Source organism: Mycobacterium sp. AT1 (assembly GCF_002043095.1).
Classification (GTDB): domain Bacteria; phylum Actinomycetota; class Actinomycetes; order Mycobacteriales; family Mycobacteriaceae; genus Mycobacterium.
On record NZ_MVOC01000096.1, the window covers coordinates 1 to 25,384 of the forward strand.

Sequence of the window (25,384 nt, forward strand, 5' to 3'; positions counted from 1 at the left end):
TTCAACGCGGACGCGGAGTATCCGGCGAACACCACCGAGTGCATCGCGCCGAGTCGGGCGCAGGCCAGCATCGCGACGATCGCCTCGGGCACCATCGGCATGTAGATGGCGACGCGGTCGCCGGCGACGAGGCCGAGTTCGGTCAGGGCGTTGGCGGCCTTGGAGACCTCGTCCTTGAGCTCGGCGTAGGTGATGGTGCGCTGGTCGTCGACCGGTTCGCCCACCCAGTGGATGGCGACCCGGTCACCGTTGCCCGCCTCGACGTGGCGGTCGACGCAGTTGTAGGCCACGTTGAGCTTGCCGTCGGCGAACCACTTCGCGACCGGCGCCTCCGACCAGTCGAGGACCTCGGTAAAGGGTTTCGCCCAGGACAGTCGCTCGGCCTGGGTCGCCCAGAACGCCAGGCGGTCGGCTTCGGCCTCGTCGTAGAGGGCGGCGGACGCGTTGGCCTGCTCGGAGAATGCGGGCGGCGGCGAAAAACGCTCCTCCACGGCCGGGGACGACGATGCCGACGGCAGATTGGTTGCGGCCGCGTTCATCACGGATTCATCTCCTTGGATGCCGAATGGGTTTATCAGAACGGGGAAGTCGTGAAACTAGTAGAGGCCGTCGTCGGGTTCGGGCCACTTTGCGAGGGTGCCGACCAGTTCGACGAAGGCGCGTTCAGGTGGAGTCAGCGCGCGACCGGACCGAGTCACCAAGGAGACGGTGCGACGTGGGGGCGGCGGTTCGATCGCGAGCACCGTGAGCATCCCCGAGGCCCGTTCGCGGGTGATCGCATGCTCGGAGATGAGGCTCAAACCCAGCCCCGCGCAGACGGACTCCTTGAGCGTGGCAGGACCCCACATCTCCCACCGCTCCACGTGAGGTAGACCCCAAACTGCCAGAGCAGCCTCCTGCTGTCTGCGAGTCGCCGAACCAACCTCCCGCAGGATGAATCGTTGATCGGCGATGTCGAAGGAGCTGAGGACCTGCGCTCGCATCGGGCAATCTGCCGGTCCGATGAGCAGCAACTGTTCTTCGAACATCGGAGTGGTGGTCAGGCGTTCATCCTTTGGCTCCTCGGCGCACAGCGCCAAGGCGACCTCGTTCTGGAGCAGCCACGCCTCGACCACATCCTCGTTGCCCACGCGAATTTGGCATTCCACACCCGGGATCTGCTTCGAGAATTCGGATACGAGCTGTGGCAGGAGATAGGTGCCCAGGGTGGTGGTGCCCGCCACGGAGAGTCGGCCGGTCTTGAGACCTTGCAATTGCGCCACTTGGCCTTCCAGACTCTCGAGTACGGAGAACACCTCGCGGGCGTGCTGCAGGACGACCTCCCCCGCGTAGGTCGCTTGGGCACCGCGGCTGGTCCTCTGGACCAGTTGCATTCCAAGTGAATTCTCCAGTGCGCGTATGTGACCCGAGACGGACGATTGGCTCATGAACAGACGTTTGGCAGCGCCGGAGAATCCTCCACAGTCGACCACGGCGGCGAAGATTTCGAGCTGGGTGATCGAGATCATGCCCTTGCCCTCCTTGCTGTCCGGTCGTCGCCGCAGCTCTGGTCAGTGTGCCACCCGTCGTCGGCGTCCCCGAGTAAAACTCAGACGAGACGCCGACGACGGCGACGGTCAGCGGCGAACCGTCAAGGCGAGAAGACAACTGCACGTGCACACTCCGGCCACCACCGGGAAGATCAGGGCGGTGTTTCCCGCGACGTCCATCATGTGACCGATCAGGGGTTCGGCGATCCCGGCGAAGATGTAGCCGAAGAAGTTGACTACGCCGATGGCCGTCCCAGCCATCGCCTTACCCGCGACGTCCGTGCTCAACGCCCAAAACGTCGAATGAGGCCCGTAGACGAAGAACCCGAGCAAGAACATCAGACCAACCTCCGGCAAGATCGGCAGATCCAGCAGGTACATCGCCAGTGCGGTCACGGCACCGAGTCCCATGAACAGTGCGATGGGATAGTCCCGCCGAGAGTTGAAGATTCGGTCGGAGAGCTGGCCGTTGACCAGTGCCCCAAGCGCCATGCCGACGGGCAGTGCCACCGAGATCCACAGGGGACTGATCTTCGAGCCGTCGGACTTCCAGTCACTGCCGAGCAAGTACACCGGAACCCAGATCAGCAACCCGTACCGCGCAGCGTTGTTGAAACCCAGAGCCGACCCCGTCACCCATACCTTGGGGTTCTTGAGCATCAGTTTGTAGCGATCCAGGGACTTGACGCCGCGCACCTGACCGGCCGAATCCCGGGGTTGAGCTGGTTGGTCTTGATCGGCCTCCCAGGATCGCGGAGGCTTGATCTTGGCCTGGCGGGGGTTGTCACGCGCGACGATGAAGAACACAATGCCGCCGACCATCATCAACAGGACTGGGATCCGGAAGATCCACCGCCAATCCAGGTCAAAGACATCCACCACCAACGTGGACGTGACGAAGGCGAGAACCGAAGCCAGGCCGGCGGCGAAGTTGTAGAAGCCGAAGCTCTTGCCACGCTCGTGGGTGCTCCACCACCCCGAAATCACCTTGCCGCCGGATGGGAAGCCCATCGCTTGGACGAACCCGTTGGCCCCCCAGAGCACACCCAGGGACCGGGTTCCAACAGAGAAGCTAGTGAGCCAGTTGAACGCGGTGGACAGAACGGCACCCAACGCCATCACACGGCGACCGCCGAACTTGTCGGCGAGGTTGCCGTTGACGATCTGGCCGGCCGCGTAGCACCACAGCATCGCGCCACTGATCGCGCCCAAGGTGGACTTGCTCAGGCCGAGTTCGGCTTGGATTCCGGGTATGGCGAACCCGAAGGTTTGCCGGCCCGTGTAGAAGAACAGATAGCAGAACATGGTGGCCAGCAGCATGCGCCACTTGTACTTGGCGAACTCCTGCTCGGTGACTTCACGCAGAGACGGTGGATCGTTGACGAGAAGATCTGACGGCGCGCGCCGTTGCGACTTTGTCATTTCTGCACCTCACACTTCTCAAGAGACGCGAGCAGCCGAGGCGCGATCGCGGCCGTGCTTGGCCACGTTGGCAACGAGAGTCGTTGCGATCCAGAATGCGTCGTAATTGTGCACGTATGCGGTGTCGCCGAACGGCTCGTCAAGCGGCGCTGGCCTCGGCAACGAACGGTTCACGAGGAACGGAATCTGCAACTCGCCCAGCGCTCCGTGTGAGCGGAGCGGGGCGTCCAAACCACTGAGGTCGTGCCATGCCTCATAACGGCCAACCGCGGTCCCCGCGGCTGAGAGCAGGACGATGTCTCCGATCCGGTCCGCCGGCAAGCTGTAGAGCGTTGCGGCCTCCTCACGCTCGAGCACTTGCTCCACACCCTCGAGGGTGCGGAGGCCGTCCACCACGTCCTGGACGGGGGCGTCGCTCGGTAGGTAAATGCTCGCAAATGAACCCAGCGCGCCATGATGCACGGTGTACGGGTCGGTGATTGGCAGGATGACGCGGACACCGTTCTCGGAGTCAGAGGCAGCCCCGGTCGGGTGGCCAAGGATTCGGCGGACCTCGTCTTCGACGTAGATGACGTTCGCAACACCACGTTCGTCGGTCTTGGCGCTCATTCCGTGGTCGGCCGTGATGACGACGACGGCACCGAGTTCGTCGAACTTGGCGGCATACGTGTCGATCATGGCGTAGAAGCCGTTCGCGACCTCGGAGCCGGGCGCGTTCTTGTGCTGGATGTAGTCGGTGAGGGACAGGTACATCAGGTCTGCTCCGCGCGATTCCAGGATGGCCACGCCCGCAGCCAACGTGAAGTCGCTCAGTTCGGCGGAGTAGACGCTCGGCAGCGGCATGCCCACCAACTCGAGGACATCGGTGATCCCGTTGCTTTCTACCGTCGCCGAATCCGCCTTCTCCGCGGAGAAACAGATTCCGGTCCGCGACGGCGCGACGAACGTGGTCGCGTCACCGGTCAAGCTAGGCCCTTCTTCCACCAGTCCGGCTCCGAGTAGGCGACGCAGCTTGTCCTTGGCTGTCACGACGACCACGTCCAGGCCGGCCTCGTTCGCCGCGGCGAAGACCGTCGGCGCCCGCAGGTACTTCTTGTCGTTCATGAGTACTTCTTCGCCGGTCTGAGTGTCGAAGATGTAGTTGCCGCAGATGCCGTGGGCAACGGGCGGCCGGCCCGTGGCGATCGAGAGATTGTTCGGATTGGTCAGCGCTGGCATGGCGCAATGCGCCGGCCACGAACTACTCGACTCTCCGTCGAGGAGACTGCTCAGCCAGGGCATCTTGCCCGCCGCCATGGCCTCGATGTGGTAATCGGGCTCGCTGCCGTCGATGCAGATGACCACCACCGGCTGCTCATGCAGAACGTAGGTTCGTTCGTTGACGGAGAAACTTAGGGGCTTCATGAAAAACTCCTGAACTAGTACGTTTTGGACTTCGCATTGCCATCGTGTCCGTGACGCCCGCCACACAGAACCCCCCGAAAGCCGATCGCAGCCATCGTTGAAGGCGATGGCGACTGCGGTGGCGGCGCGGCTTCCCCAGTACCCCTCCCCCGGCGCCACCGTGCCGCAGGACCGCACGACGGTCACACCGCAGACATGCTCTGGCGCTCCGTGACCGGCGTGGTTGCCACCCAGAAATCGTCGCAATTGGGGACGTCGGCCAAGTGGTAGTACAGCTCGTCAGCAGAGCCGGGGGTGGTAGCCGGCGGTTGACGGTGAGGGAATCTGCTGCTTGACGAGCGCGCCGAGCAAGCGCATCGGCATCCAACCCGCTGAGGTCGTACCACTCGGCGAACCGGCTTACGGCCGTGCCCGCCTCTGACAACAACCCCAGGTCACCTGTGCGGTCTTCCGGCCGGCCGTAAGTCTCGGCGGCCCCCTCGCGGGTGTGGACGGCCCGCACGCCGTCCAGAGATCTCAATCGATCGATGACCGAAGCCCTGTCCGTGGATGCCGGCAGGTAGATGCTGCCAAACGACCCGAGTGCACCGTGGTGCACTGTATGGGCGTCAGTGATGGGCAAGATGACGCGGAGGTGGTCTGCGCCTTCGACGGGCATGCTTGCCGGGGTGCCGAGGATTTCGCGGACCTCGTCTTCGACGCAGATCACGCATGCCGTGCCGGTGTGGTCGGTCTTGGCACTCATTCCGTGACCTGCGGTCAGGACCACAATCGCGCCGAGCGCATCCAGTGCGGCGGCGTACCGGTCGGTCATCGCGCAGAAGCCATTCGCAGTCCCCGCGACAGGCGTGTTCGTGCTGGATATAGCCGGTCAACGACAGGTACATCAGGTCGGCGCCACAGTCGTGGGGACCGCGACCCCCGCGGCCAGCGCGAACTCGGACAGATCAGCCGAATAGACCCGCGGTAGCGGCATTCCCACCAAGTCGAGAACGCCGTCGATGCCGTTTTCGGCCACCGTGGCCTGATCGGCCTTCTCGGCGGAGAAACATGCGCCGGTGCGCGTGGGTGAGACAAAGGCATCACCGCCAAACAGGCTCGGCCCCTCCTCGACCAGCTCAGCGACCAGCAGGCGCCGACGCTTGTCCGTGGCGTCCGCGGTTGAAAATCGGCGCCATCGACGATGAGTGCCAGGAATTACTCTTCGGCTCGGGTGAGGTGGTGGTCGGTGCGTCGGACGAAGCACACCGGGCGGGCACGGAGTGACGGATCAGTGGTGAGCTCTCCTATCCGTCCGAGTGCCAACGCATCTCGGCACACCACCCGCGTGAAGAGGTACCTCGCCTGCGCCCAGTCCTGCACTGTGATCACCCATCCGATCTTGGTTGGGTGGCCGGTTTTCAAGAACGCCAGTGGCCGGAGATTCAAAGAGCGCTGACAGAATGCCAAAACCAACTCGCGATAGTTGCCAGCGACCGCCGAACAATGAAGGGTCTACGGCACACGGGATCTAGGGTGATCACTGCGCTGCGTTCATGTTGCGGCGACCCAGTATCTCGCCTCGCCGAGACGTGCTGGGTCGAATTCACAGGCACCGCTCGAATCATGTCGTCAGCTTCCGACAGTTGCAGCGCGGTGCTGATTACGCGCTGCAAGGCACGCGCCTGCGCAACAAGGCAGCACCCACCCGTTCGCGGTCGCGGGTCTCTTAGTAGCGAATTGTTTGTCCCTCGGTAGACTTCCGACATGATCTATTGGAGGTGCCTGTGACGGTGGCGGCATCAGGGACCTCGGGGGCCGCCGTCACCGGCGATGACGGGGTGGACCGCGTTGAACAGGACTGGGTTCGTGAGCGCCCGGACATGGACGTCAGCTCGATCGGCATCGTGACCCGGCTCTGGCGCATCTCGCGATATTTGGAGCAGGAAAGGGATCAGCGGCTGGCCGAACTGGGCACCGACCGCGTGACGCTGGACGTGCTGGCCATGTTGCGCCGACGTGGTCGCCCGTACCGGATGACCGCTGGTCAATTGACGAAGGCGGCTTTGATTACGTCGGGCGGCATCTCGGGACGTTTGGACAAGCTGGAACGTGCCGGATTTGTCACACGAAGTTTCCATACAAAGGATCGCCGCCGGGTGGATGTGGAACTTACTGATGCCGGGGTGGAGCTAGTCGATTCCGTGGTCTCGGAAGTGCTGGATCACGAGTCCGCGCTGCTGGCCGACCTGAGCGACCGGGATCATGCAGATTTACGGCGGTTGCTCAAGACGTTGCTCGCACGTTTCGAGCATCCCGACCATGACAATGACGCCGTAGTGGCCCCGAAGAAGAAGAAGTAGCGCACCCTCTAGAACGGTCGCCAGGTGAGAACGTTGCGAAGCAGCCGAGCCATTATTCGTTCCGTTGACCCCATAGAGGACGACTCGCGGAGTCTTTGGCACTGCGATAGGCGAGCTCGACGTCGGACGTAGGGAACCCGCGCTTCTTTCACGATCAACGTGGGGTCTCCAGTCTCTCCATCTCTCTGACGGCGGCCGTAGCGCTAGAGGCGATCAGCGAGCCGTCGGGCGGCGAGCTGAAGTGCTTCCCAGACAGTCGCGAACGGTGGAGCGTAGGAGAGGTCCATCTCGGCGAGATCATCGATGGCCATTTCACCCCAGAGCGCGGCGGCCGCGGTGTCGATGCGCTTTCCGGCCTGGGCGCCTCCGACGACCTGGACGCCGAGGAGGCGCCGGGTGCGGCGGTCGGCGATGATGTTGGCGGCGATCGGGGCGCGCTCGGCCATATACCCGCTCGCCGTGCCGCCTTCGGTGGTGAGCGACTCCGCCTCGAAGCCCATGGCGAGGGCGTCGGTGGTGCTTAGTCCCGTTCGGGCGATCTCGAGGTGCGTGTCGCCGTGGCTAAAGCGCGTGATCGCGGTACCCAGGATGCCTGCGAACGTGCGGTGTTCGCCTGCGATGTTGTATCCACAAACGCGTCCCTGCTTGTTGGCGTGGGTCCCCAATGGGGAGAACACACTCTTGCCGCGCATCCGGTCGAGTACCTCACAGCAGTCTCCGGCGGCCCACACTCCATCGCCGATGCGCTGTTGGTCATCGGGGAGGTAGCCACCGTGCCCACCGATGGCCAGACCGGCGCCGGCACCCAGAGCGCTGGCGGGCCGCAACCCGATGCCCAGGGCGACGACATCAGCGGGGTAGGTGTCTCCGGCCGCCGTGGTGACCGCACGCACCGTGCCGTGGTGGGTGTCCAGTTCGATCACGGTGGTGTCGGTCACCACCCGGATGCCGGCCGCCTCGAGCGCAGCGGTGACCCGCTCGCTCATCAGTGGGTCCAGGGTGCTCATCACTGCACCTCGGGTGATCAATGTGGTGGCAAGTCCACGGGCGAGGAAGGCTTCTGCCATCTCCACACCGATGTAGCCGCCCCCGACCACGACCGCGCCGCGCGGACGCGCGGTGGCTTCGCGACCCACGAGTAGATCAAGCCACGACCGTGCGTCCTCGAGGTTCTTGACGGTGAGCACTCCGGTGATGAGGTGGTCATCGGAATCACGCGCCCACGGCGGGACGATGGCATCGGCCCCGGTGGCAAGAACCAATTTGTCGAAGGGCAGATGGCTCTCCCGGCCGTCGTCGGTGACGCTCGTCACGGTGCGGGTGGCCATGTCCAGCCCGGTGGCCGTGGCCCCCAGGCGCAGATCGACACCCATCGCGCGGTGCTTATCCGCGGTGCGAGCACTCAATTCGTCGGTAGATCCCACCAATCCCGCGAGCACATAGGGGATTCCGCACGCCGAGTAGGAGGTGTCCTGCGTCTTCTCCAGAACGACGACGTCGATGTCACGGCCGGTGGTTCGGGCGGTGCGCAGCGCCTGGTGTGCGGCACTCATCCCAGCGGCGTCGGCACCGACGACTATGACACGTTCAGCATTGCTCATCGGATGGATGCTCCGCTCCTGCAGCGGGCTGCGATCCAGTCGATGACGTCCCCACCCAAGTGCGTGCCGCAGAGTGCGTCGATTTCCCGGATCCCGGTGGGACTGGTGACGTTCACTTCGGTCAACATGCCTCCGATGACGTCGATCCCGACGAAGTGAAGGCCCCTGGACACTAATTCAGGCGCTAGGGCACGGCAGATCTCGCGGTCGCGGTCGTTTACACGATCTGCGTGCACGTCTGCGCCGGCGGCCATGTTGCAGCGGAACTCCGCACCGCTGGCCATCCGCCGGATCACCCCGAGGGGTTCACCGTTCAGTAAGATCACCCGCCGGTCCCCGTCCTCGGCGACGGCGGGGATGAACTTCTGCACGACGACGTGGTCGCGGCCCCGGTGAGTGGCGGTATCCAGAATTGATCGCATGTTGGGATCGTGGTCGCGCAGCAGCAGTATTCCTCGTCCACCCATGCCGTCGGTGGGTTTGAGTACCGCGGAACCCCACCGGCTCACCGTGTCGATGATGTCTTCGCGGCTAGCCGACACCAGCGTCGCCGGGCACATCTCGGGCACTCGCAACGCAAAGATCTTCTCGTTGGCGTCGCGCAACCCGGCCGGGGAATTGACGAGCAGCGTCCTCGTGGGGTCGACGAGATCGAGGATGAAGGTGGCGCGCAGATAGTTGGCGTCCACGGGCGGGTCGGTGCGCATGAATACCGCGGCCACGTCGTCGAGGGCGATCATCCGCGGGGCCGAAACCGCGAACCAGTCGGTGTCGGCCAGCCAGCGTCCGTCGGTGAGCACCGCCGGACGCAGCCGCGTGTCGCGGCACCGGGCGACCGCCTTCCCCTCGCTGATGGCCAGTTGAGAGATTTCGGTGACCAGTACTCGGTGACCTGCAGCCTGGGCTGCTTCCATCAAGGCGACCGACGAATCGTGCGCAGGCTGCAGGCTCTCCAACGGGTCCACGATGAACACGAAGTCCAGGCCAGTGCTTGCCTCCTCAGACCGGGTCGGATCGAGAAATGAGACGGTCTTCATCAGCAAGCTACATTCGCGGTGGCACCGCCGCCGCTGGTCCACCCCGTGGACTCCAAGCCTGCGGCGACATCGGACACATGTTGCTCGAATGTGCCCACCTCCCTCCGGGGCAGGTCGACGATCTTGACTTCAGCAATCAGACCAAACATTTGAAGGCACCTTTCACGTGAACGGTTTCGAGGACCGCGAGTTGATCAGCCGCGCAACCCCTCCGCGTGGCGAGTTGTCGCAAACAATGCGAGTGAGCTTTATCTCAAGCGTTGACTACTTACTACTAAGACATTACCGAGCCTGGGTGACCCCGATCGTGCTAATCCGCAACAGACAGCAGCGCGATCGTTCGCAGCGACGCGAGGGTGTGAGACAGCAGGCCCTTCACCACTAGCCGGTGAACGGCGATCTGACCCAACACCTTTGCGCCACGCTTGGTGAAGAATCCGATCGGCAATAGCCCACCGCCCTTCATCGTCAACTGCGAAACATCAAGGATCTGGTCGACGGTGGCGTACACCGCTACGTTGGGCTTGCCGACGATCCCGTTGGAAATGGTGACGCCGTCCCGAGTGAACTCAAGCGTGGCCGATTCATCCGTATCGGTGCTAACGATGGCCACCGGGCTCCTCATTCTTCGAGCGACTTCGACCAGGTCCGGCTTGTTGGCGAAGTTCTGGGTCAGCAGCATGTGCAGGATTCCTGCTACGCCGTTGGCGTCATCGCCACCCATGCACGTGACCTCATACGTGGCCGTTTCTCTAGACATCTCTTGATCCGATCTTCATGAGAGCGCCGCCGTTGTGTCGAAGGCGGGCAATGGGTACCGGGACCGGCCGACGTTGCAGTCACACGTCCCAGTCGGTGTCGACCTGGCCGAACGAGAGCAGGAAGTTGTTGAACGCGCCGGCGTTCTGGATTGCGAGGGATATCTGACCGTCGGTGACTTTCAGCAGCCCGCCCATCAGCAGCTTGCCGCCCTCCACCCGACCCTCGGCGGCCTGGCGGAAGGCGTCGACGGTGGCGCGAAGCCCAAAGTCGAACGGCCCGTCGCCGTGGATCTTCTCCTCAGTCCACTCGGTGACCTTGCCCCCTTCGAAGGTGAAGTAGGAAATGACTTCGGGCTTGTCCAGAAGCCCGAAGTACATCTTGTGGTCGAAGGTCTTGGGGTCTCTGAAGCCGCGGTATACGGCAGGGTTGTCGTTGATCGCCTTCATGGCCGCTGCGCACCACTCGTCCGATAGGAACTTCATTGCCATTGGACTAGTCCTCCTTGGTTACTGCGGGGATCCCGTTCCCCGACTATGGACATTTGCGAATGTTCGTTAGTGGTTCGTGCGGGTCCGAGGTGTCGCCGATCCACGCCGAAGGCAAGAGGCCGCTGAAGGCCGCATCCAGAGGGCTCTGCTCACCGGTGACTACACCGAATCGGATCCGTTCGTCCCCGACGCTGTCGCCCCAGGTGCTGGCGTAACCGTCGAGGTGGCGCTGGGCAGCGAACAACAAATCCAAGTCCTGGTGACTGTCCCACGAAACAACGGTGAGGATCGGCCCCAGCGGCTCAGCTGCGGCCCGTAGCAGCGGAGCCGCCCGCTCGGCGTTGCCGAGGTCGAGCACGGTGGCCGGGATCCTCCATCCCATCCGGTGCTCGACGTCATCGGGAATCGTCGCCCCGGCGAGTACCCGTGCTCCGCCGGCGCGGAGCACGTCTAGACGGCCCATCGCGCGGCGGCGCAGCGGCTCGGTGGGTAGGGGTGCCGGCAGCACAGACGTGGCCTCGCCCACGATGGCCTCCAGAACCTGGCTCGCCACCGTTGAGTGCAGAGCGATGATCGGAAGGCCGAAGGGGCCACCGGCACTGTTCATGCGGACCGCGGCGGCGATGTCGCCGGCCAGCCTCGCAACCCGGTCGGGGGCGATGTCGGGATATACGATTGCGGCGTTGCCGCCCGCGGAAAGGGTCGACAACGGGACGTGGGTGCGGGGGGTCGCGCGGCGACCACGGCTCAAGGTGTTGTCGTTGCCGTGCACGTGGAGTCGCGCCAACGTAGAGCTGCTAATTAGGGCGGCACCGACGTCGACCCCGGTGCCTTGCACCACGTTGAGCACCCCCGGCGGGAAACCGACATGACTCGCCGCGAGCGCGACGACCACCGGTGAGAGCGGACCACGCAGCGAAGGTTTGACCACCACGGACTTGCCTTGTGTCCACGCACCGAAGACATTGGCGAGCATCTCGGTAAACGGCAGTCCCCAGGACAGGACGTGCCCGGACACCCCGGGGTGCAGTGGGTGCTTGTCGATGACCGCGCGCGTCAGGATGGTGCGGGCAAGGCGCAGTGCGGCGTCGATCGTTGCGGCTGAATCAGCCTGTGCCAGTCCCGTTTCCATGGATTGCAGCCGCGACAGGTCGGGCGCCAGTTCGGCCAACCGAATGAGCAGCTTTGTGAGCAACTGGTTGCGTCGGTCGGTGTCGGCCCACAACCCATCCTGCGAGCGGTGCGCGGCGGCGATGGCACGGCCGACGTCATTACGCGACGACAGCGGCACGACCGCAGTGATGGTGCTGTCGACGGGGTTGCGGATCTCGTATTCGTACGGCGCACCAGGAAATACCCATTGTCCGTCGATGAAATTTCGGTTGTAGATCTCGTCGGTCGGCAGGGACGACGGGGTGTCGAGCAACATGGCGGTGTTCCTAATCGTTTGTAGAGCGGCTCAGGCCAGGAATCGATCGAAGAACACCCGGTCGGCTGGGGCGGCTGCCCCACGCACCAGGGCGCGCAACGCGGCGTCGACCATTCCGGCGGGACCGGCCAGGTAGATGTCGTGCCCCTGCAGAGCTGGCCAGTCGTCGGCGACGTGATCGATGACCCGCCCGATTCGCACCGGGGAGAAGCGATGGTTTCCAGGGCTCAGCGCCTCCGCGCTGAGGGTGGGGTGCTCCACGGACAGCGCAAGCTCGGCGCCCATGTCGTGGAGTCGAGCTAGCCGGTCGAGCAGGACGATGTCGGTGTCGGTGCGCGCGCCGACGTACAGATGCAGGGACGGCGGCCGAGCGGCGGTCAGAAGGTGCTCGGTGATCGCCAGGATCGGCGCCAGTCCCGTGCCACCGGCGACGCACAACACCGGCCGGGCCGAATGTGGTCGGGCGTAGGCACGCCCGTAGGGTCCTTCTGCCACCAGCGGATCGCCGACGCTCATGTCGCTGAACAGCCACTTTGATGCGGCACCCCCAGGTTTGGCGCGGATCACGAATTCGACGGTGGAGGGGTCCCGGACCGGATGGGCCATCGAATACGCGCGCCGCACCCCGGTCGGTGATTCCAGCAGCATGAACTGTCCGGGCAGGTACTGCACCGGCGCCTCGACGCCAAGGGTGAACAGGGCGGTGTCGGCCGTCAGCAGCTGACGGCCGACCAAACGTGCCCCGTGCCGCTGGGGCGTCGGCTCGTCGACACCCTCGGGGATCGATACTCGCGGGGCATTGATGGTACACGGCCCGGCGGGCACCGACTGGCACATCAGCACCCGGTTTCCGCGGCGTCGGTCACGTTCGCTGAGCCCGCCGGCCTGCTCCCACAGCGTGGTGACGGTCCCCTCGACGAGCTGGGCTCGGCAGCTGCCACAGCCACCGCTGGCGCACTCATAGGGCAGCGGTAACCCGGCCCGTAATCCGGCCCGCAGGACTGTCTCCCCCGGCTGCGCCTCCACGGTGGTGCCGTGTCCAGTGAAGGCCACGGTGGTATCGACCGTGGTGGCGGGGTTCACGACGAACCGGTGCGCAGTCCGAGCGATGCCAGCCAGCCCGACCAGTCCTGCTGCACAGCGGCCGCGATGGTGTCGGCGTCCGCCCCAGCGGGTGTGGACACCAGACGCGCACCGGCGTCGATCATGGCGTGCGCACGCTCGCTCCAGCCGTCGAGATGATCTTGCAGCACCGGCAGGTTCGCGGTGTCGGCTGCACTGAGGAACTCGACCAATGCGGCGCTCCAGCGGCGGCTGCGTTGGGCGTCGTGCCACAGGTTTTCCACGATCAAAGAGTCCAGCTGCGCGCCCGTCGCGCGCAGCTGGCTGCCCAACTGGACCAGGAAGAGCTGATCGGCGATCGCCTTGTTGACCAGATTGGTCGCGACGAACGCCGCGTCCCAGTCGAATTCGATCAGCGCCCACTCGAAGGCGGCCCGAATCGGCTGCCAGTCGGGGTGTCCGGTCCACGTCGCCTTCTCCCCGGTGCCGAAACCGTGGTCGGGGTGGTTCAGCCGAAGTTGGGTGGTGCGGTAGGCGGTGAGCTGAACACGGCGCAATTGATCGGCGGTTTGGAAGGCGGCGCAGTTCCCGACGTAGCTGCTCACCGCGAGCTGCTGAACGTAGGCCGACAGCATCTGCTGACTGTGCGCCACGAAGCGGGTCGGAGTCATTGCGTGGCCAAGTAGGCTCAGCGCCTCCGACGAGAGTTGCTCGTCATGGTGATCGCCGTCGAACTGCGCCAGCAGTCCCTCGACGTAGGTTTCCTGATCATCCTGTGTAGCAACGTAACTGCCGTAGGTCATGATGTCGGGATCACGGAAGGCGTCCCAGTCGGGAACCACCAGGGACATCGAGTCGCGATGGGTGCGCAGCCACACATTGCCGTGTACCTCGGGGCCCATCTCGAGCGGTACCACGCCGGTGGTGTGGTTCATGTTGTGGGTAAGGACTTCGTACTCGGTGGGCCGACGCCCCAGATTGCCGAAGGCGCTCCAGGTCTTGAGCTTTCGTGTTCGATTGCGAGGTTGCGCAGTCTGCTCGGTCATGATTACTCCTGTCCCTGGTTTTCGTAGAACCACAGGTATTCGGTGGTGCGGGTCTTCAAACGGCCCTTGAAAGAGGGCATGTCGATCTCCAATGCAGACAGCTCGTAGTGCTGCCCGAGGTGCTTGGCGAGGCTGGACTGGGTCAGCCGGCACTGGCGCATGGTGTGGATCCGCACGTAGTCCTCGCGGTCCAGCACCAGTACGTCCAGACCCGGGTTGTCCTCCTCGACGGCGTCGATGACCGCTTCGGCGAGGTTGCCGGCCCGGATGACCGGCCCGACCAGGTCCGGGGAGGACTCCATCGCGACGTCCATGTCGATGATGCTCATGAGCTGATGTTCTCCTCGATCTCAGGGCTGCGCCGCGGCCGGCGTCTTCAGGCGAACCTGGATGACGCCGTCCACCACGCGAACGTCGTGACGGGCTAGGCAGGTGTCGCGGGGGTTGATGCCCTCGCCGGTCAACGCGTCGAACTGCCACTCGTGAGCGCGGCAGGTCACCACGCCATCTTCGAGTTGACCTTCGACCAATGAGACACTTTGATGCGGGCAAATCCCGTGGTAGGCACGGATTTGGCCGTCGACCTTGACGAGCAGGACCTCCTCGTCGCCGACGTCGTAGGCCTCCATTTCGCCGTCCCAGACCTGGTCCTCCTCGACCAGGTCGACGAACCCGTCGCCGACCTGGTCAGACATTGCTGGGCGCCGCCGTCCGGAATCGGACGTCGACCCATTGCAACGGCAAGAACTCACGGCCGTTCATGAACTCACCGAGCGTGGCGTCGGCGGGCTGTACCTGCCCGCCGAGGAGCACCTCATAGCCCGGATGCGGGTCCGGCTCGGCGACGCGACGACCCACCGAATGGACGGCGGCCTTGACGGCGACCTGGTCCCAGGTGTCGTCGGTATCAACGGCCACCAAGTGGGGAACGAAGTCCCCGACGAAGCGGGCAGTGATCGGAAATGGAGCCATGCAGGTCTCTCCTCAGCTGACTAGTCCGGACGGGATCAAAGCGAAATGGGTTCGGGGAGAAGTAGAGGCACGCTCCCAGCGGAAGACTTGCCGTTGGCTGTGGGCAGATAGTCCTCGGCCCACGAGTATCCGTAAACGTCGTCGCCGAATACCTCGGGGGTGAGTCCCATGTAGGCAAGTGCCCCCACCAGGTCCGGCGGCTGAACCTCCCCGGCGATGAACCGGTCGACGAAGTTGCGGTGCCCCGCGTAGCGCTCCGGGTCCAACTCGAAGCACCACTTGGAGATCTCCGAATCGAACTGATAGAGCCGGCCCTTGTAGGTCAGGCTGTGCTCGGCCAATTCGTGGCGCGAGAACGCCGATCCCAAGGGAAGCTGCGTCAAATTGCACAATGACGGCAGAGTTTCGGGCATCGTCATCCCCACCCGGCCGGCGTTGACGTTGTCGATGATCTCATCCCACAGCACCCCCCAGTTGTCTTCCCAGGTGGGATACTTCTCGCGCAGCCAGTCCCGTTCATCCTTGGACACACCAGCATTGGGGTTCCAGAACAAGGTAGGCCGCCAAAACCACGTTCCGATGTGCATCGCGTGATGGCCGTTTTCCAACGACACCATGAACTGGTCCCAATACCACGGCTTCTTCAGTCCGTAGTCCTGCAGGATCCGCTCGTGATGATTCACGATCCACTCCAGCATGAACTCCTTGAAGCTCATCTTGCGCTGATCGAGCGGAGTGTAATAGTCCATCGCAGGGCCGGTGAGCGTCTGAAACAGCCGGGTGGAGCGCCAGAAAGCAACGTCAAGGGCCTGCTGCGCGCGTTGCGGATCGTTCTCCATCAACACCGCCAACGTCGGGAATCCGAGCTGCGCGTGGCGGGCCTCGTCGGTCTGTATGGACGACAACAGGTTTGACCAATTGATGTCGCCTGCGGCCATCGCATCGGCGGCCAACGCGACGAACTGTAGGTTGGTGAAACCGTGCTCCACGGTCAGGCTGGTCGCCAACGACGCTTCGACGCAGTCGGCATTCAACATTGCGTCGTCAAAGAAGTTCTTTACCGCCAGCACACCCCACTCGTTGGTGTGAAATGCCTTCTGCGCCCAGTCGAATCGAGGGTCGTGCTTGAGCAAGTCGTGAGAAAACCGTAGGTCCAACTGGGCGTGGCGGGTTTCGTCGAGCATTCCAAAAACTCCGAGATTGCGCCAGCGTGGCGTGGGCGCGAACCGACAGAATCGGCTCTGCATCGTCACGGCCATGTGCTCGACCATGCACGTCGTGCCCATATGCAGATGCGAGGCGGCGACGTGCGCGGGATCGAGCTTCTCGTAGATGCCGGCGCGTACCAGGGCGCCGCTCACTGCCTTGACGCCAGACTCCTTTTCCCGCTGGATTCGGACGTAGTCGCGGTAGGACACCCGAAACGGCTCATCCCACGCGTCCCACGCCTGCTCGGGGATGTCACCGACCCCGCTCCAACTGGCGGGGAAGGCTACTGCAGGGTCGACGTAACTCAACTCCCAATCGAGGTCGCGGGAAGTGTCATACCAGTCGTCGCGGTTCAGTAACATGCCATTGCCTTCCAATCTGATTGGGCTATAACGGTTTTCATCGCTTGACGCGCAGCACGCGGTAGTTGGTGTATTCCAGGACCCCATGTAGGGACTGCTCGACGCCGAGGCCGGATTGCTTGATGCCTCCGAAAGGAACATCAGAGGACAGCATCGGATGTTGGTTGACCCACACGGTGCCGGCCTGCACCCGCCCCGCGACGTCGATGGCGCGGTCCTCGTCGCCCGACCACACCGAGGCGCCAAGGCCGAGTTCGGAGTCGTTGGCGCGCGCGATCGCATCGTCGAGGTCGGTGTAGGTCAGGATCGGTAGGACGGGTCCGAATTGCTCCTCGGCAACCAACGGCACGGAGTCATCGACGCCGCGCACCAGAGTGACCGGGTGGAAGTAACCCGGTCCGTCGGGCGCTTGTCCGCGGAAGTAGACCTCGCCACCGCGGGAGACCGCGTCGGCAACGTAACCCTGGACCTTGGCGAGTTGGGCGGCGTTTTGGATGGGTCCCATGTCGACGCCGTCGTCCAAGCCGTTGCCCACCGTGACGGTCCTGGCGATCTCGGCCAATGCCTCCTCGATCTGCGGTGCCAATGCCAGGGGTACGTAGAGCCGTTTGAGGCCGGCGCAGACCTGCCCGCAGTTGGACAGTGCCCCCCAGTACAGGTCGGCGGCGATGGCAGAGACGTCGACGTCGTCCAAGACGATCCCGGGATCGTTGCCGCCCAACTCCAGCGTCAACCTCTTCAGGGTGGCACCTGCCGCGGACATGATTGCCTTGCCGGCGCGCTCGGACCCGGTGAAGGTGATCTTGTGAATGCCCGGGTGGGTGGTGATCGCCTTGCCCAGATCGTCACCGCCGGCGAGAACCTGTAGTACTCCCGGAGGGAGTACGTCTTGGGCCAGCTCCCCCAGACGCGCGGTGGCCACCGGGGTCAGCGGGGAGGGTTTGAGCACGATCGCGTTTCCGGTGACCAGCGCCGGCCCAATCTTCCACAGCGCCAACAACATCGGATAGTTCCAGGCGGTGATCGCGCCGACCACGCCGACCGGTGAGCGGTGCACCTCGATCAGTTCGGTACCGTCGTCGCGGATCACCTCGACGGGGATGTCCCAGCTGGCGTAGCGTTCCAATCCGCGCAGCCCGGACTCGATCTCCCCAGCTGCCTTTGCCAGCGGTTTTCCCTGTTCCAGGGTGACTAGGCGGGCCAGTTCGTCGATGTTGGCGCGGACATGCTCGACGAGGGCGAGCACCGTCTTCTGCCGGTCGGCCAGCGAGGTGGCGGCCCAGTAGGTCGAGGCGTCGTTGGCCGCATCGACTGCGGCGTCGAGTTGAGCGAGCGAGGTGTCGGGGACCTCGGTGAAGACCTTGCCGGTGGCGGGGTTGACGACGGGGATGCTCACTGTGTGCTTCCTTCCGGCCGGAAGAGTTTCTGGAACTGCTCGGGGCTGTAGTCGTGGCGCAGGGCTTTCTCCTCGCGGGGATCGGACACCTTCACCTTGGCGGCCGGGCGGTCGGCGATCCGGGATTGCCAGGCTCTGACGTGGGGATAGTCGGCGATGGTGACGCCGTGCCCGGCGGCGACCCGGGTCCAGGGAAAGGTGGCGATGTCGGCAATGGAGTAGTCGTCGCCGGCTAGATAGTCGTGATCAGTGAAGCGGTCGTCGAGAATCTGGTAGAGCCGGGCTACTTCGGCCTGGTAGCGGCCCCGGGCATACGGATTGTCGATACCCTGTTTGGGGGCATGGGAGACGAAGTGCGCGGCCTGGCCTGCCATCGGCCCTTGGTTTGCCACTTGCCAGAACAACCAGCACAACGTCTCTTGGCGGGTGAGAGGATCGGGGGAAAGAAGCCGTCCGGTCTTCTCGGCGAGGTAGAGCAGGATGGCCCCGGATTCGAACAGCGCTATCGACCCTCCGTCCGGCCCGTCGTGGTCGACGATTGAGGGCACTTTGCTGTTCGGGTTGATTTCGACGTACTGCGCGTCGAACTGATCGCCCTCGCTGATGTCGGTCCAGACGATGCGGTAGTCCAGGGCCAGTTCCTCGAGCGCGATCAGCACTTTACGGACGTTGGGGCTGGTGTAGTAGTAGAGGTCGATCATCGAGACATGCTCCTAGACAAGGGGTTACGGACGCTCAGATGTCGTACTCTTTGCGGATGCGGTCCATGTAGCCCACGAGATTTGGTTTGGACTGCACGTAACCGGTGCCCAGCCACTGCTGCGGTTGGTCGGCGATCTGGCGCAGCGTCGAGTACACCGACGCATCGATCGAATGCAGTTTGTCGCCCAGGAAGTACGGCTTGTCGTCCAGGAAGTCGGAGATGGCATCGATATCAGCACGGAAGAACTCGGCCACGACCTCGGCGCTGCGCCGGCCCATGCCCTGGCCATCGAATTCGGTGAGGATCCGGGCCCGAAACGCATCGAGCCCTTGCCGGATTTCCGGGGTGACCTCGGCGCCTTCCACGACGTAGGGGATGTACGTCTCCCAGCCGGCGTCTTCACGCCAGCGCGGCTGAATGATCCCGCTCCAATACAGGTGTTCCTCGATGAGACGGTTGAAGGCCAACCCGACGGCGCGGTCCTGCCTGTTCAAATCCTCATCGAGCGGGTCGCCGTACTTGCTCTTGAAATAGGCGATGATGGTGTTGGAATCGCCCACCTTGGTGCCGTCGGAATCAACGATGTAGGGCAGCTTTCCGTGCGGGGAGTCCTGATCCAAGGTGGCCAAGTCCTGGGTCTTGTGTTCGAATTCGAGCCCGGTGAACGTCATGTAGTTCACCAGCTTGGTGACGTACGGGCTGATGTCGGGGATCCCCCACGCGGGTACGTATCCGTAGACGGTGATCATCGGCGATTCCTATCCTTGTAAGCGGGTCGAAGTGTGAAGTGCGTGCGCGAGACAGCTATGGCGTTGTCACCATTGGAGATACGTGCCGTTGGAATGTTGGAAACGTCCTGAGGTCTCGGGAGTCAATCCGTCTATGTTGGCGATCAGCCCAGCGGCGGCTTCATCGGGTGTGATGTACTCGTGCTCACCGGGGAAGTCCTTCGTCAGGTCGGTGGCGACCATTCCCGGGTGCAGCATCAACACACTGACGCCGACCTTGGACAGGTCGTGGTGCAGATTGAGTCCGACCATGTTGGCGGCCGCCTTGGAGATGCGGTAGGCGTACATGCCGCCAGAAGTGTTGTCGCCCAACGATCCCACTCGGCTCGACACGATGCCCACCTTGGCGCCGGGCTGCAGCAGGTGACGTAGTGCCTCCACGGTGCGCAGCGGCCCCAGCCCGTTGATCTCGAACTGTTGACGGAACCGGTCGTAGTCGATCGACCCCAGTTCATCGAGCCACATCACGCCAGCGATGTGATACAGCACGTCGAGTTTGGTACCCGCGGCGGTAAGACGCTGCGCCAGTGCGGTGACCGATTCACCGGAGGTCACATCGACGTGGGGTTCGACCGGGATGCCGTCAACGGCCAAATCCGCGCCGTCGGACAGGCACGCGGCGACGACGGTGTCACCGCGGGCGTGCAACTTTCGCACGATCGAATGGGCAATGCCCCTGTCCGCTCCGACCACCAATGTCGTTGTCATTCCTCGTACTTCCTTTCAGGCTGAGGCGCCGGCGGTGGCGCCCTGCTCGGTGCCGATGACCGCGGCGGCGGCCAGTGCCGCGATGTCCTCGTCGCTGTAGCCGGCCTCAGCAAGAATCTCGGCGTTGTGCTGACCCAGTAACGGCGCACCGCGCGGGGCGTCGGGCACCGTGCCCAGGAACCGTGCGGGAACCCTGGCCTGGCGCAGCCGACCGGCGACCGGGTGCACGGATTCGACGATGATCTCGGTGGCCTTGATCTGGGGGTGCTCGATGACCTCGGAGCGCTTCAGGATCGGCGCGGCCGGCACGTCGAACTCGTCGAGCAGGTCCAGCCACACCACCGAGGACTTCTCGATGAGCACCTCTTGGATCATGGCGAGCCGCTCGTTGATGTACTCCGAACGCCCGGTCGGGGTGGCGAATCGCTGATCATCGATCCACTCCGGATGGCCCAATGCCCTGCACATGTTCTGCCACTCGACGTTGCTGTTGGTGGCCACGGTGATGTAGCCGTCGGCGGTCTGATAGATCAGGTCGATGAAGCTGCCGCCCTTTTCGACCGGCACCGGCTGATCCGGGAAGGTGTAGGCACCCATGTCGGAGGCCCACAGGAACGACAGCACCGCCTCGAGCATCGAGAGCCGGATGTGCTGTCCTTCGCCGGTGCGTTCGCGGGCGAACAATGCCGCCGACAGGGTCTGCGCGGCGACCACCGCGGTCAGTTTGTCGGGCAGGATGGTGCGGATCAGCCGTGGCCGCTCGGAATCGGAACCCGCCTGCACCGTCGTCAGACCCGACAGTGCCTGGATCAACGAGTCGTACACCTTCTGTCCCGAGGCCGGGCCGCGTTCTCCGAATCCGCTCATCGACAGGTATACCAAGCGTGGGTTATGCGGGGCCAGGTCGTCGTAGCCGACTCCGAGGCGCTCCACCACGCCCGGCCTGAAGTTCTGGACCAGCACGTCGGCGCCCTCGACGAGCTTCTTGAGCACCGCGACGCCCTCGGGCTTCTTCAGATCCAGCGTCAGTGAACGCTTCGAGCGGTTCACGTTGACGAACATTGCCGACATGTCCCCGGACCGGTTGGGAAGGTCACGGACGTGGTCGCCCTTGCCGGGCACCTCCACCTTGATGACGTCGGCCCCTTGGTCGCCCAGGATGTCGGTGGCCCACGGGCCCGACATCATCGAGCACAAGTCAACGATCTTGATTCCGGTCATCGGGCCGCTCATCTATAGGCGCCTTTCATCGATTTCGTGGCGCGCGGCGCCCCTGTGGTCCATCGCGCAAAGCCATGGTTGTTGTGAGGTGGTTCACTAGATACTATTGTCCAATCTCTTAGCAGTCAACTACTTAGTTCTGAAACTTCTTACTCATCCATTCGAGGAGTCAACCCGCATGCCGCACCCCTACCCGACCCTGACCGTCGATCAGGCCATGGATATCGCAGCGACCAACTTCGAGTGCACCGCAGACGACTTGGTCGGCATCGAGGTGGAATGGCGGCTGCACCACGCACGGGAGCAACCTTCGCCCCGGCCGACGGTGGCGGAGCTGACCCCGCTGCTCGGCATCCGGCTGCCCCACCGCGGACGCGTCACCATCGAGCCGGGTGGGCAAGTCGAAGTGTCCACCTCACCTCAGCCGACGGCCAGCTCCGCCCTTGCCGCCCTGGAAACCGACGCCCAGATCGTGCATGCGCAACTGCGGCGGCACGGCTGGTGTACCTCTGACCTGGCCTTCGACGAAAGTCGCCCACCGGCTCGGATTCTGGACCAGCCGCGCTACGCCGCGATGGAGGCCTTCTTCGCTCACCGCGGCAACGCCGGCACCCAGATGATGACCAACACCGCCTCGGTGCAGATCAACGTCAGTCACGATCCGCTTGGCGGCCACCATCGCTGGGACCTTGCCAACCGGATCGGGCCATTGCTGATCGCCATGTTCGCCAACTCCCCGGGCATCGGTCACGACGGCGCGCGCTGGCAGTCGCGGCGACAGGAGATCTGGAGCCGCATCGACCCCGGCCGCACCGCTCCACTACCCCTCACCCGTTCGCCCGAAAGGGACTGGGCCCGCTACGCCCTCGGCGCGGACGTCTTCTTCGTCAACACCGGCCGTGAGGGCATCGCTCTGCCACCTGGGCTCAGCTTCGGCGACTGGCTCGCCCACGGGCACCCGATCGGCTGGCCCAGCCGAGCAGACCTCCGCTACCACCTCACGACGCTGTTCCCCCCCATCCGGCCCCGTGGCTGGCTGGAGCTACGAATGATCGACGCACTACCCCCCGAGCTGCGGGCGGCAGCAGTTCACACCGTCTGCGCAGCGATGACCACGGCGGTGGCGACCGAGTTGCTGGCGGCGCTGCCCGACACCCGCCACCTCTGGACGATCGCCGCCAGGTCGGGCCTGGTGAACCCGACCTTGCGGACTGGCGCGCTCATCCTGCTCGACACCACCCAAGCATTTCTCCAACAGACCCCTGGGAATGACGCCGCCGCTCAGACGGTCGAAACATTCGCCGAACGCTTCACCCGCCGTGGTCTCGCACCCGCCGACGATCACGAGCACCGAAACGCCGGGTGGTTTTCACCAGCGCCCTTCGAACGGGCGCTGTGACCAACCCGGCTATGACCAACCAGCTGCCGGCCTGCCCGCGGCAGCACTGCGCCATCGCCATCCCAGGCTGACCGCACCACCCGGCCGCGGGTCCGTCCCGGTCCGCTATCCGCAACCCACCTCGTGAGTGTCGTCGAGAAAGGCTATCTGCCCGCATGACCACTTCTGTCATCATCGCCGGTGCGCGCACCCCCATCGGCCGCTTCCAAGGTGCCCTGCGGAGCTTCACCGCGGCCGACCTAGGCGGCATCGCGATCAACGCGGCGCTGGCCAACGCCTCGATCGTTCCGTCGGATGTGCAGTACGTCATCATGGGCCAGGTCCTCACCGCCGGCGCAGGACAGATGCCCGCCCGTCAAGCCGCCGCCGCGGCCGGAATCCCCATGAGCACTCCGGCGCTCAACGTCAACAAGGTCTGTCTGTCAGGCGTCGAATCCATCATCCTGGCCGACCAATTCATCCGTTCCGGGGCCTTCGAGATTATCGTCGCCGGCGGCATGGAATCCATGAGCCGGGCACCGCATCTCCTGCCGCACTCCCGCACTGGCCAAAAATACGGAGACGTGATCCTCAGGGACCACCTCGCCCTCGACGGGCTTCACGACGCGTTCACCGACCAACCCATGGGGCTGCTCGCCGAAGCCGACAACGATACCCGCGGGGTGACCCGCGGCCAGCAGGACGCACTAGCAGCACGTTCACATCAGCGGGCGGCCGATGCGTGGGACGGCGGCGTCTTCGACGACGAAGTCGTTCCGGTGTGCATCCCCGGCCACCAACGTGACGGCGGCTGGCTACGCCGCGACGAAGCAGTCCGCCCCGAGACGACCGTCCAGACACTGTCCCAGTTACCCGGCGCGTTTCGGCAAGGTGGCGCGATCACCGCCGGCAACGCCTCACCGATCAGCGACGGCGCCTGCGCCGTCGTAGTGATGAACAAACAGCGCGCGATCTCCGCCGGACTCACCTGGCTCGCCGAGATCGGCGAGCACGGCATCGTCGCCGGCCCAGATTCCGGTCTGCACGTCCAACCCGCCGCAGCCATCGCGACGGCCTGCGCCGCCGCCGGCATCACCGCAGGAGCACTCGACCTCGTCGAAATCAACGAAGCGTTCGCGGCGGTGGCCATCGCCTCCACACGCGCCCTGGACATCGATCCCGACGTCGTCAACGTCAACGGCGGCGCCATCGCCCTGGGCCACCCGATCGGGATGTCCGGCGCCCGCATCACCCTGCAGCTGGCTCTGGAACTGGGCCGCCGGGGCGGCGGCATCGGCGCGGTTGCTCTCTGCGGAGGCGGCGGCCAGGGCGACGCCCTCATCCTGCACATTCCATGACTCAGTCGACCGCAGCACCCAACCCCGAAGGAGAATCCCGTGAACATCGACCAGGTCGTCGCGATCGTCACCGGCGCAGCTTCCGGTCTCGGCAACGCCACCGCCCACGCACTGCATGACCGAGGGGCCCACGTCGTTCTGGTCGACCTCCCCGGCTCCGCCGGCGAGCAAGCAGCAGAGTTGCTTGGACCGGCGGCCACGTTCGCGCCGGCCGACGTCACCTCCGCGGAAGAGGTCTCCGAGGCGATCAATACCGCAGCGTCGATCGGCGACGTCCGAGTGCTGGTCAACTGCGCGGGCGTCGCCACTCCCGGAAAGGTGCTTGGCCGTTCCGGCCCACTGCCGCTGACCGAATTCGAACGTGTCGTACGAATCAACCTCCTCGGCACCTTCAACGTGATTCGGCTGGCCGCAGCAACGATGGCCCGCGCCGAACCCGTCGACGGTGAACGCGGCGTGATCGTCAACACCGCATCGGTGGCCGCATTCGACGGCCAGATCGGCCAACCCGCCTATGCCGCATCCAAGGGCGGCGTTGCGGCGATGACCCTGCCCATCGCCCGCGAGTTGGCCCGACACCTCATTCGTGTCACGACCATTGCACCGGGAATCTTCGAAACTCCGATGATGGCGGGTCTGCCCGACGCCGCACAAGCGTCTCTCGCCCAACAGGTCCCACATCCATCGCGGCTTGGCAAACCCGCCGAATACGCCGCGCTGGTCACCCACATCATCGACAACCCCATGCTCAACGGCGAGACGATCCGGCTCGATGGCGCAGTGCGCATGGGTCCCACGTGAGCGGCGCCTTACTTCGCGCACCCCACCTTCAGGACGACAGCGCAGCTCCAGCGGACAGCTGAAAACCGTTGTCCAGTGGGCAGAATCAGGACTCGCCCTCTGAGCGGCCGATGTCACTACGGGGGGACGCGCCGTTCGTCGGCGAGACGAACCCACCCCGAACAATTGCGCCGCACGGTGACGGTGGGGGTCGTCGGCGATGCCACCTCGGGGAAGGTAGCGAACCTTCCATCCTCAACGACCCGAGACCCCGCCGGACGCGCTGCGCTCGAGCCCCATGGTCGACACCAGCGGCCACCGGCTATGGCCCACACCACAAAGACGCACTTGTGGTGACGCAGCCCACTAGATACCATCACCGCTATC

Annotated in this window: 26 protein-coding genes; 4 read left to right on the forward strand and 22 right to left on the reverse strand. The window is 64.4% G+C overall.

Annotated elements, in window-relative coordinates; translation table 11 throughout:
* From B1790_RS32385 to B1790_RS34870, 6 genes are all read right to left on the reverse strand, one after another.
* Nucleotides 1-539, reverse strand: a 539-nt coding sequence (locus tag B1790_RS32385; protein WP_142271644.1) for an AMP-binding protein, incomplete at its 3' end; no start/stop codon positions are given.
* Nucleotides 540-596: 57 nt separating this feature from the next.
* The gene (locus B1790_RS32390) at nt 597-1,508 is read right to left on the reverse strand and encodes a LysR family transcriptional regulator (protein ID WP_079927380.1); all 912 of its coding nucleotides are present in this window, start codon (nt 1,506-1,508) and stop codon (nt 597-599) included.
* 108 nt (nt 1,509-1,616) lie between these two features.
* Nucleotides 1,617-2,951, reverse strand: coding sequence for an MFS transporter (locus B1790_RS32395; RefSeq protein ID WP_079927381.1), 1,335 nt, complete (start codon nt 2,949-2,951; stop codon nt 1,617-1,619).
* A gap of 18 nt (nt 2,952-2,969) precedes the next feature.
* Nucleotides 2,970-4,355, reverse strand: a complete 1,386-nt coding sequence (gene phnA, locus B1790_RS32400) for a phosphonoacetate hydrolase (protein WP_079927382.1) — start codon at nt 4,353-4,355, stop codon at nt 2,970-2,972.
* Between the two features lie 886 nt (nt 4,356-5,241).
* Complete coding sequence (locus tag B1790_RS35715) at nt 5,242-5,373, reverse strand: hypothetical protein (protein ID WP_255407319.1); 132 nt, start codon at nt 5,371-5,373, stop codon at nt 5,242-5,244.
* Nucleotides 5,374-5,552: 179 nt separating this feature from the next.
* The gene (locus B1790_RS34870) at nt 5,553-5,726 is read right to left on the reverse strand and encodes a hypothetical protein (protein ID WP_158083911.1); all 174 of its coding nucleotides are present in this window, start codon (nt 5,724-5,726) and stop codon (nt 5,553-5,555) included.
* A gap of 395 nt (nt 5,727-6,121) precedes the next feature.
* Between B1790_RS34870 and B1790_RS32405 the strand changes: the two genes are divergently transcribed.
* Nucleotides 6,122-6,697 carry a MarR family winged helix-turn-helix transcriptional regulator gene (locus B1790_RS32405; RefSeq protein WP_233165425.1) on the forward strand — a complete coding sequence of 192 codons (576 nt, stop codon included), beginning with the start codon at nt 6,122-6,124 and terminating at the stop codon, nt 6,695-6,697.
* Nucleotides 6,698-6,900: 203 nt separating this feature from the next.
* On the opposite strand, the gene B1790_RS32410 is transcribed toward B1790_RS32405, so the two are convergent.
* The 16 genes from B1790_RS32410 to B1790_RS32485 form a co-directional block, all read right to left on the reverse strand.
* Nucleotides 6,901-8,298, reverse strand: coding sequence for an FAD-dependent oxidoreductase (locus B1790_RS32410; RefSeq protein WP_079927383.1), 1,398 nt, complete (start codon nt 8,296-8,298; stop codon nt 6,901-6,903).
* A complete protein-coding gene (gene gshB, locus B1790_RS32415) occupies nt 8,295-9,335 on the reverse strand; it encodes a glutathione synthase (protein WP_079927384.1) in 1,041 nt (346 codons plus the stop codon). The genes B1790_RS32410 and gshB overlap by 4 nt, the downstream gene beginning before the upstream one ends.
* A 310-nt stretch (nt 9,336-9,645) precedes the next feature.
* The gene (locus B1790_RS32420) at nt 9,646-10,059 is read right to left on the reverse strand and encodes a hypothetical protein (protein WP_233165426.1); all 414 of its coding nucleotides are present in this window, start codon (nt 10,057-10,059) and stop codon (nt 9,646-9,648) included.
* 115 nt (nt 10,060-10,174) lie between these two features.
* A complete protein-coding gene (locus B1790_RS32425) occupies nt 10,175-10,585 on the reverse strand; it encodes a hypothetical protein (protein ID WP_142271645.1) in 411 nt (136 codons plus the stop codon).
* 43 nt (nt 10,586-10,628) lie between these two features.
* On the reverse strand, nt 10,629-12,014 hold the full coding sequence (locus tag B1790_RS32430) for an aldehyde dehydrogenase family protein (protein WP_079927387.1): 1,386 nt from the start codon (nt 12,012-12,014) through the stop codon (nt 10,629-10,631).
* Between the two features lie 30 nt (nt 12,015-12,044).
* Nucleotides 12,045-13,067: a 2Fe-2S iron-sulfur cluster binding domain-containing protein gene (locus tag B1790_RS32435; RefSeq protein ID WP_233165427.1), complete on the reverse strand. Its 1,023-nt coding sequence runs from the start codon at nt 13,065-13,067 to the stop codon at nt 12,045-12,047.
* Nucleotides 13,068-13,093: 26 nt separating this feature from the next.
* Entirely contained in the window at nt 13,094-14,122 is a 1,029-nt protein-coding gene (locus tag B1790_RS32440) for a toluene hydroxylase (RefSeq protein WP_079927389.1), read from the reverse strand.
* A gap of 2 nt (nt 14,123-14,124) precedes the next feature.
* Nucleotides 14,125-14,451 carry an isoprene monooxygenase effector protein gene (gene isoD / locus B1790_RS32445; protein ID WP_142271646.1) on the reverse strand — a complete coding sequence of 109 codons (327 nt, stop codon included), beginning with the start codon at nt 14,449-14,451 and terminating at the stop codon, nt 14,125-14,127.
* A 21-nt stretch (nt 14,452-14,472) separates the two neighbouring features.
* Nucleotides 14,473-14,817, reverse strand: coding sequence for a Rieske 2Fe-2S domain-containing protein (locus tag B1790_RS32450; protein ID WP_079927390.1), 345 nt, complete (start codon nt 14,815-14,817; stop codon nt 14,473-14,475).
* Nucleotides 14,810-15,094 carry a toluene-4-monooxygenase system B family protein gene (locus tag B1790_RS32455; RefSeq protein WP_079927391.1) on the reverse strand — a complete coding sequence of 95 codons (285 nt, stop codon included), beginning with the start codon at nt 15,092-15,094 and terminating at the stop codon, nt 14,810-14,812. The genes B1790_RS32450 and B1790_RS32455 overlap by 8 nt, the downstream gene beginning before the upstream one ends.
* 35 nt (nt 15,095-15,129) lie before the next feature.
* Nucleotides 15,130-16,665 (reverse strand): isoprene monooxygenase oxygenase subunit alpha, encoded by a 1,536-nt coding sequence (isoA, locus tag B1790_RS32460; protein WP_079927392.1) that lies wholly within the window; start codon nt 16,663-16,665, stop codon nt 15,130-15,132.
* 37 nt (nt 16,666-16,702) lie between these two features.
* Entirely contained in the window at nt 16,703-18,055 is a 1,353-nt protein-coding gene (gene tadD, locus B1790_RS32465) for a non-phosphorylative glyceraldehyde 3-phosphate dehydrogenase TadD (protein WP_142271649.1), read from the reverse strand.
* Between the two features lie 2 nt (nt 18,056-18,057).
* A complete protein-coding gene (locus B1790_RS32470) occupies nt 18,058-18,762 on the reverse strand; it encodes a glutathione S-transferase family protein (protein WP_079927394.1) in 705 nt (234 codons plus the stop codon).
* A 34-nt stretch (nt 18,763-18,796) separates the two neighbouring features.
* A complete protein-coding gene (locus B1790_RS32475) occupies nt 18,797-19,513 on the reverse strand; it encodes a glutathione S-transferase C-terminal domain-containing protein (RefSeq protein WP_079927395.1) in 717 nt (238 codons plus the stop codon).
* A gap of 66 nt (nt 19,514-19,579) precedes the next feature.
* Nucleotides 19,580-20,260 carry an SDR family oxidoreductase gene (locus tag B1790_RS32480; RefSeq protein WP_079927396.1) on the reverse strand — a complete coding sequence of 227 codons (681 nt, stop codon included), beginning with the start codon at nt 20,258-20,260 and terminating at the stop codon, nt 19,580-19,582.
* Nucleotides 20,261-20,275: 15 nt separating this feature from the next.
* Nucleotides 20,276-21,493, reverse strand: a complete 1,218-nt coding sequence (locus B1790_RS32485) for a CaiB/BaiF CoA-transferase family protein (RefSeq protein ID WP_233165429.1) — start codon at nt 21,491-21,493, stop codon at nt 20,276-20,278.
* A gap of 166 nt (nt 21,494-21,659) precedes the next feature.
* Here B1790_RS32485 and B1790_RS32490 point away from each other — a divergent pair, with 166 nt between their 5' ends.
* The 3 genes from B1790_RS32490 to B1790_RS32500 all read left to right on the forward strand — a co-directional run bounded on the left by B1790_RS32490 (nt 21,660) and on the right by B1790_RS32500 (nt 25,018).
* Nucleotides 21,660-22,880, forward strand: coding sequence for a glutamate-cysteine ligase family protein (locus B1790_RS32490; RefSeq protein ID WP_079927397.1), 1,221 nt, complete (start codon nt 21,660-21,662; stop codon nt 22,878-22,880).
* A 155-nt stretch (nt 22,881-23,035) separates the two neighbouring features.
* Nucleotides 23,036-24,217: an acetyl-CoA C-acetyltransferase gene (locus B1790_RS32495; protein WP_079927398.1), complete on the forward strand. Its 1,182-nt coding sequence runs from the start codon at nt 23,036-23,038 to the stop codon at nt 24,215-24,217.
* Nucleotides 24,218-24,256: 39 nt separating this feature from the next.
* The gene (locus tag B1790_RS32500) at nt 24,257-25,018 is read left to right on the forward strand and encodes an SDR family NAD(P)-dependent oxidoreductase (protein ID WP_079927399.1); all 762 of its coding nucleotides are present in this window, start codon (nt 24,257-24,259) and stop codon (nt 25,016-25,018) included.
* The last annotated feature ends 366 nt before the right edge of the window (nt 25,019-25,384 follow it).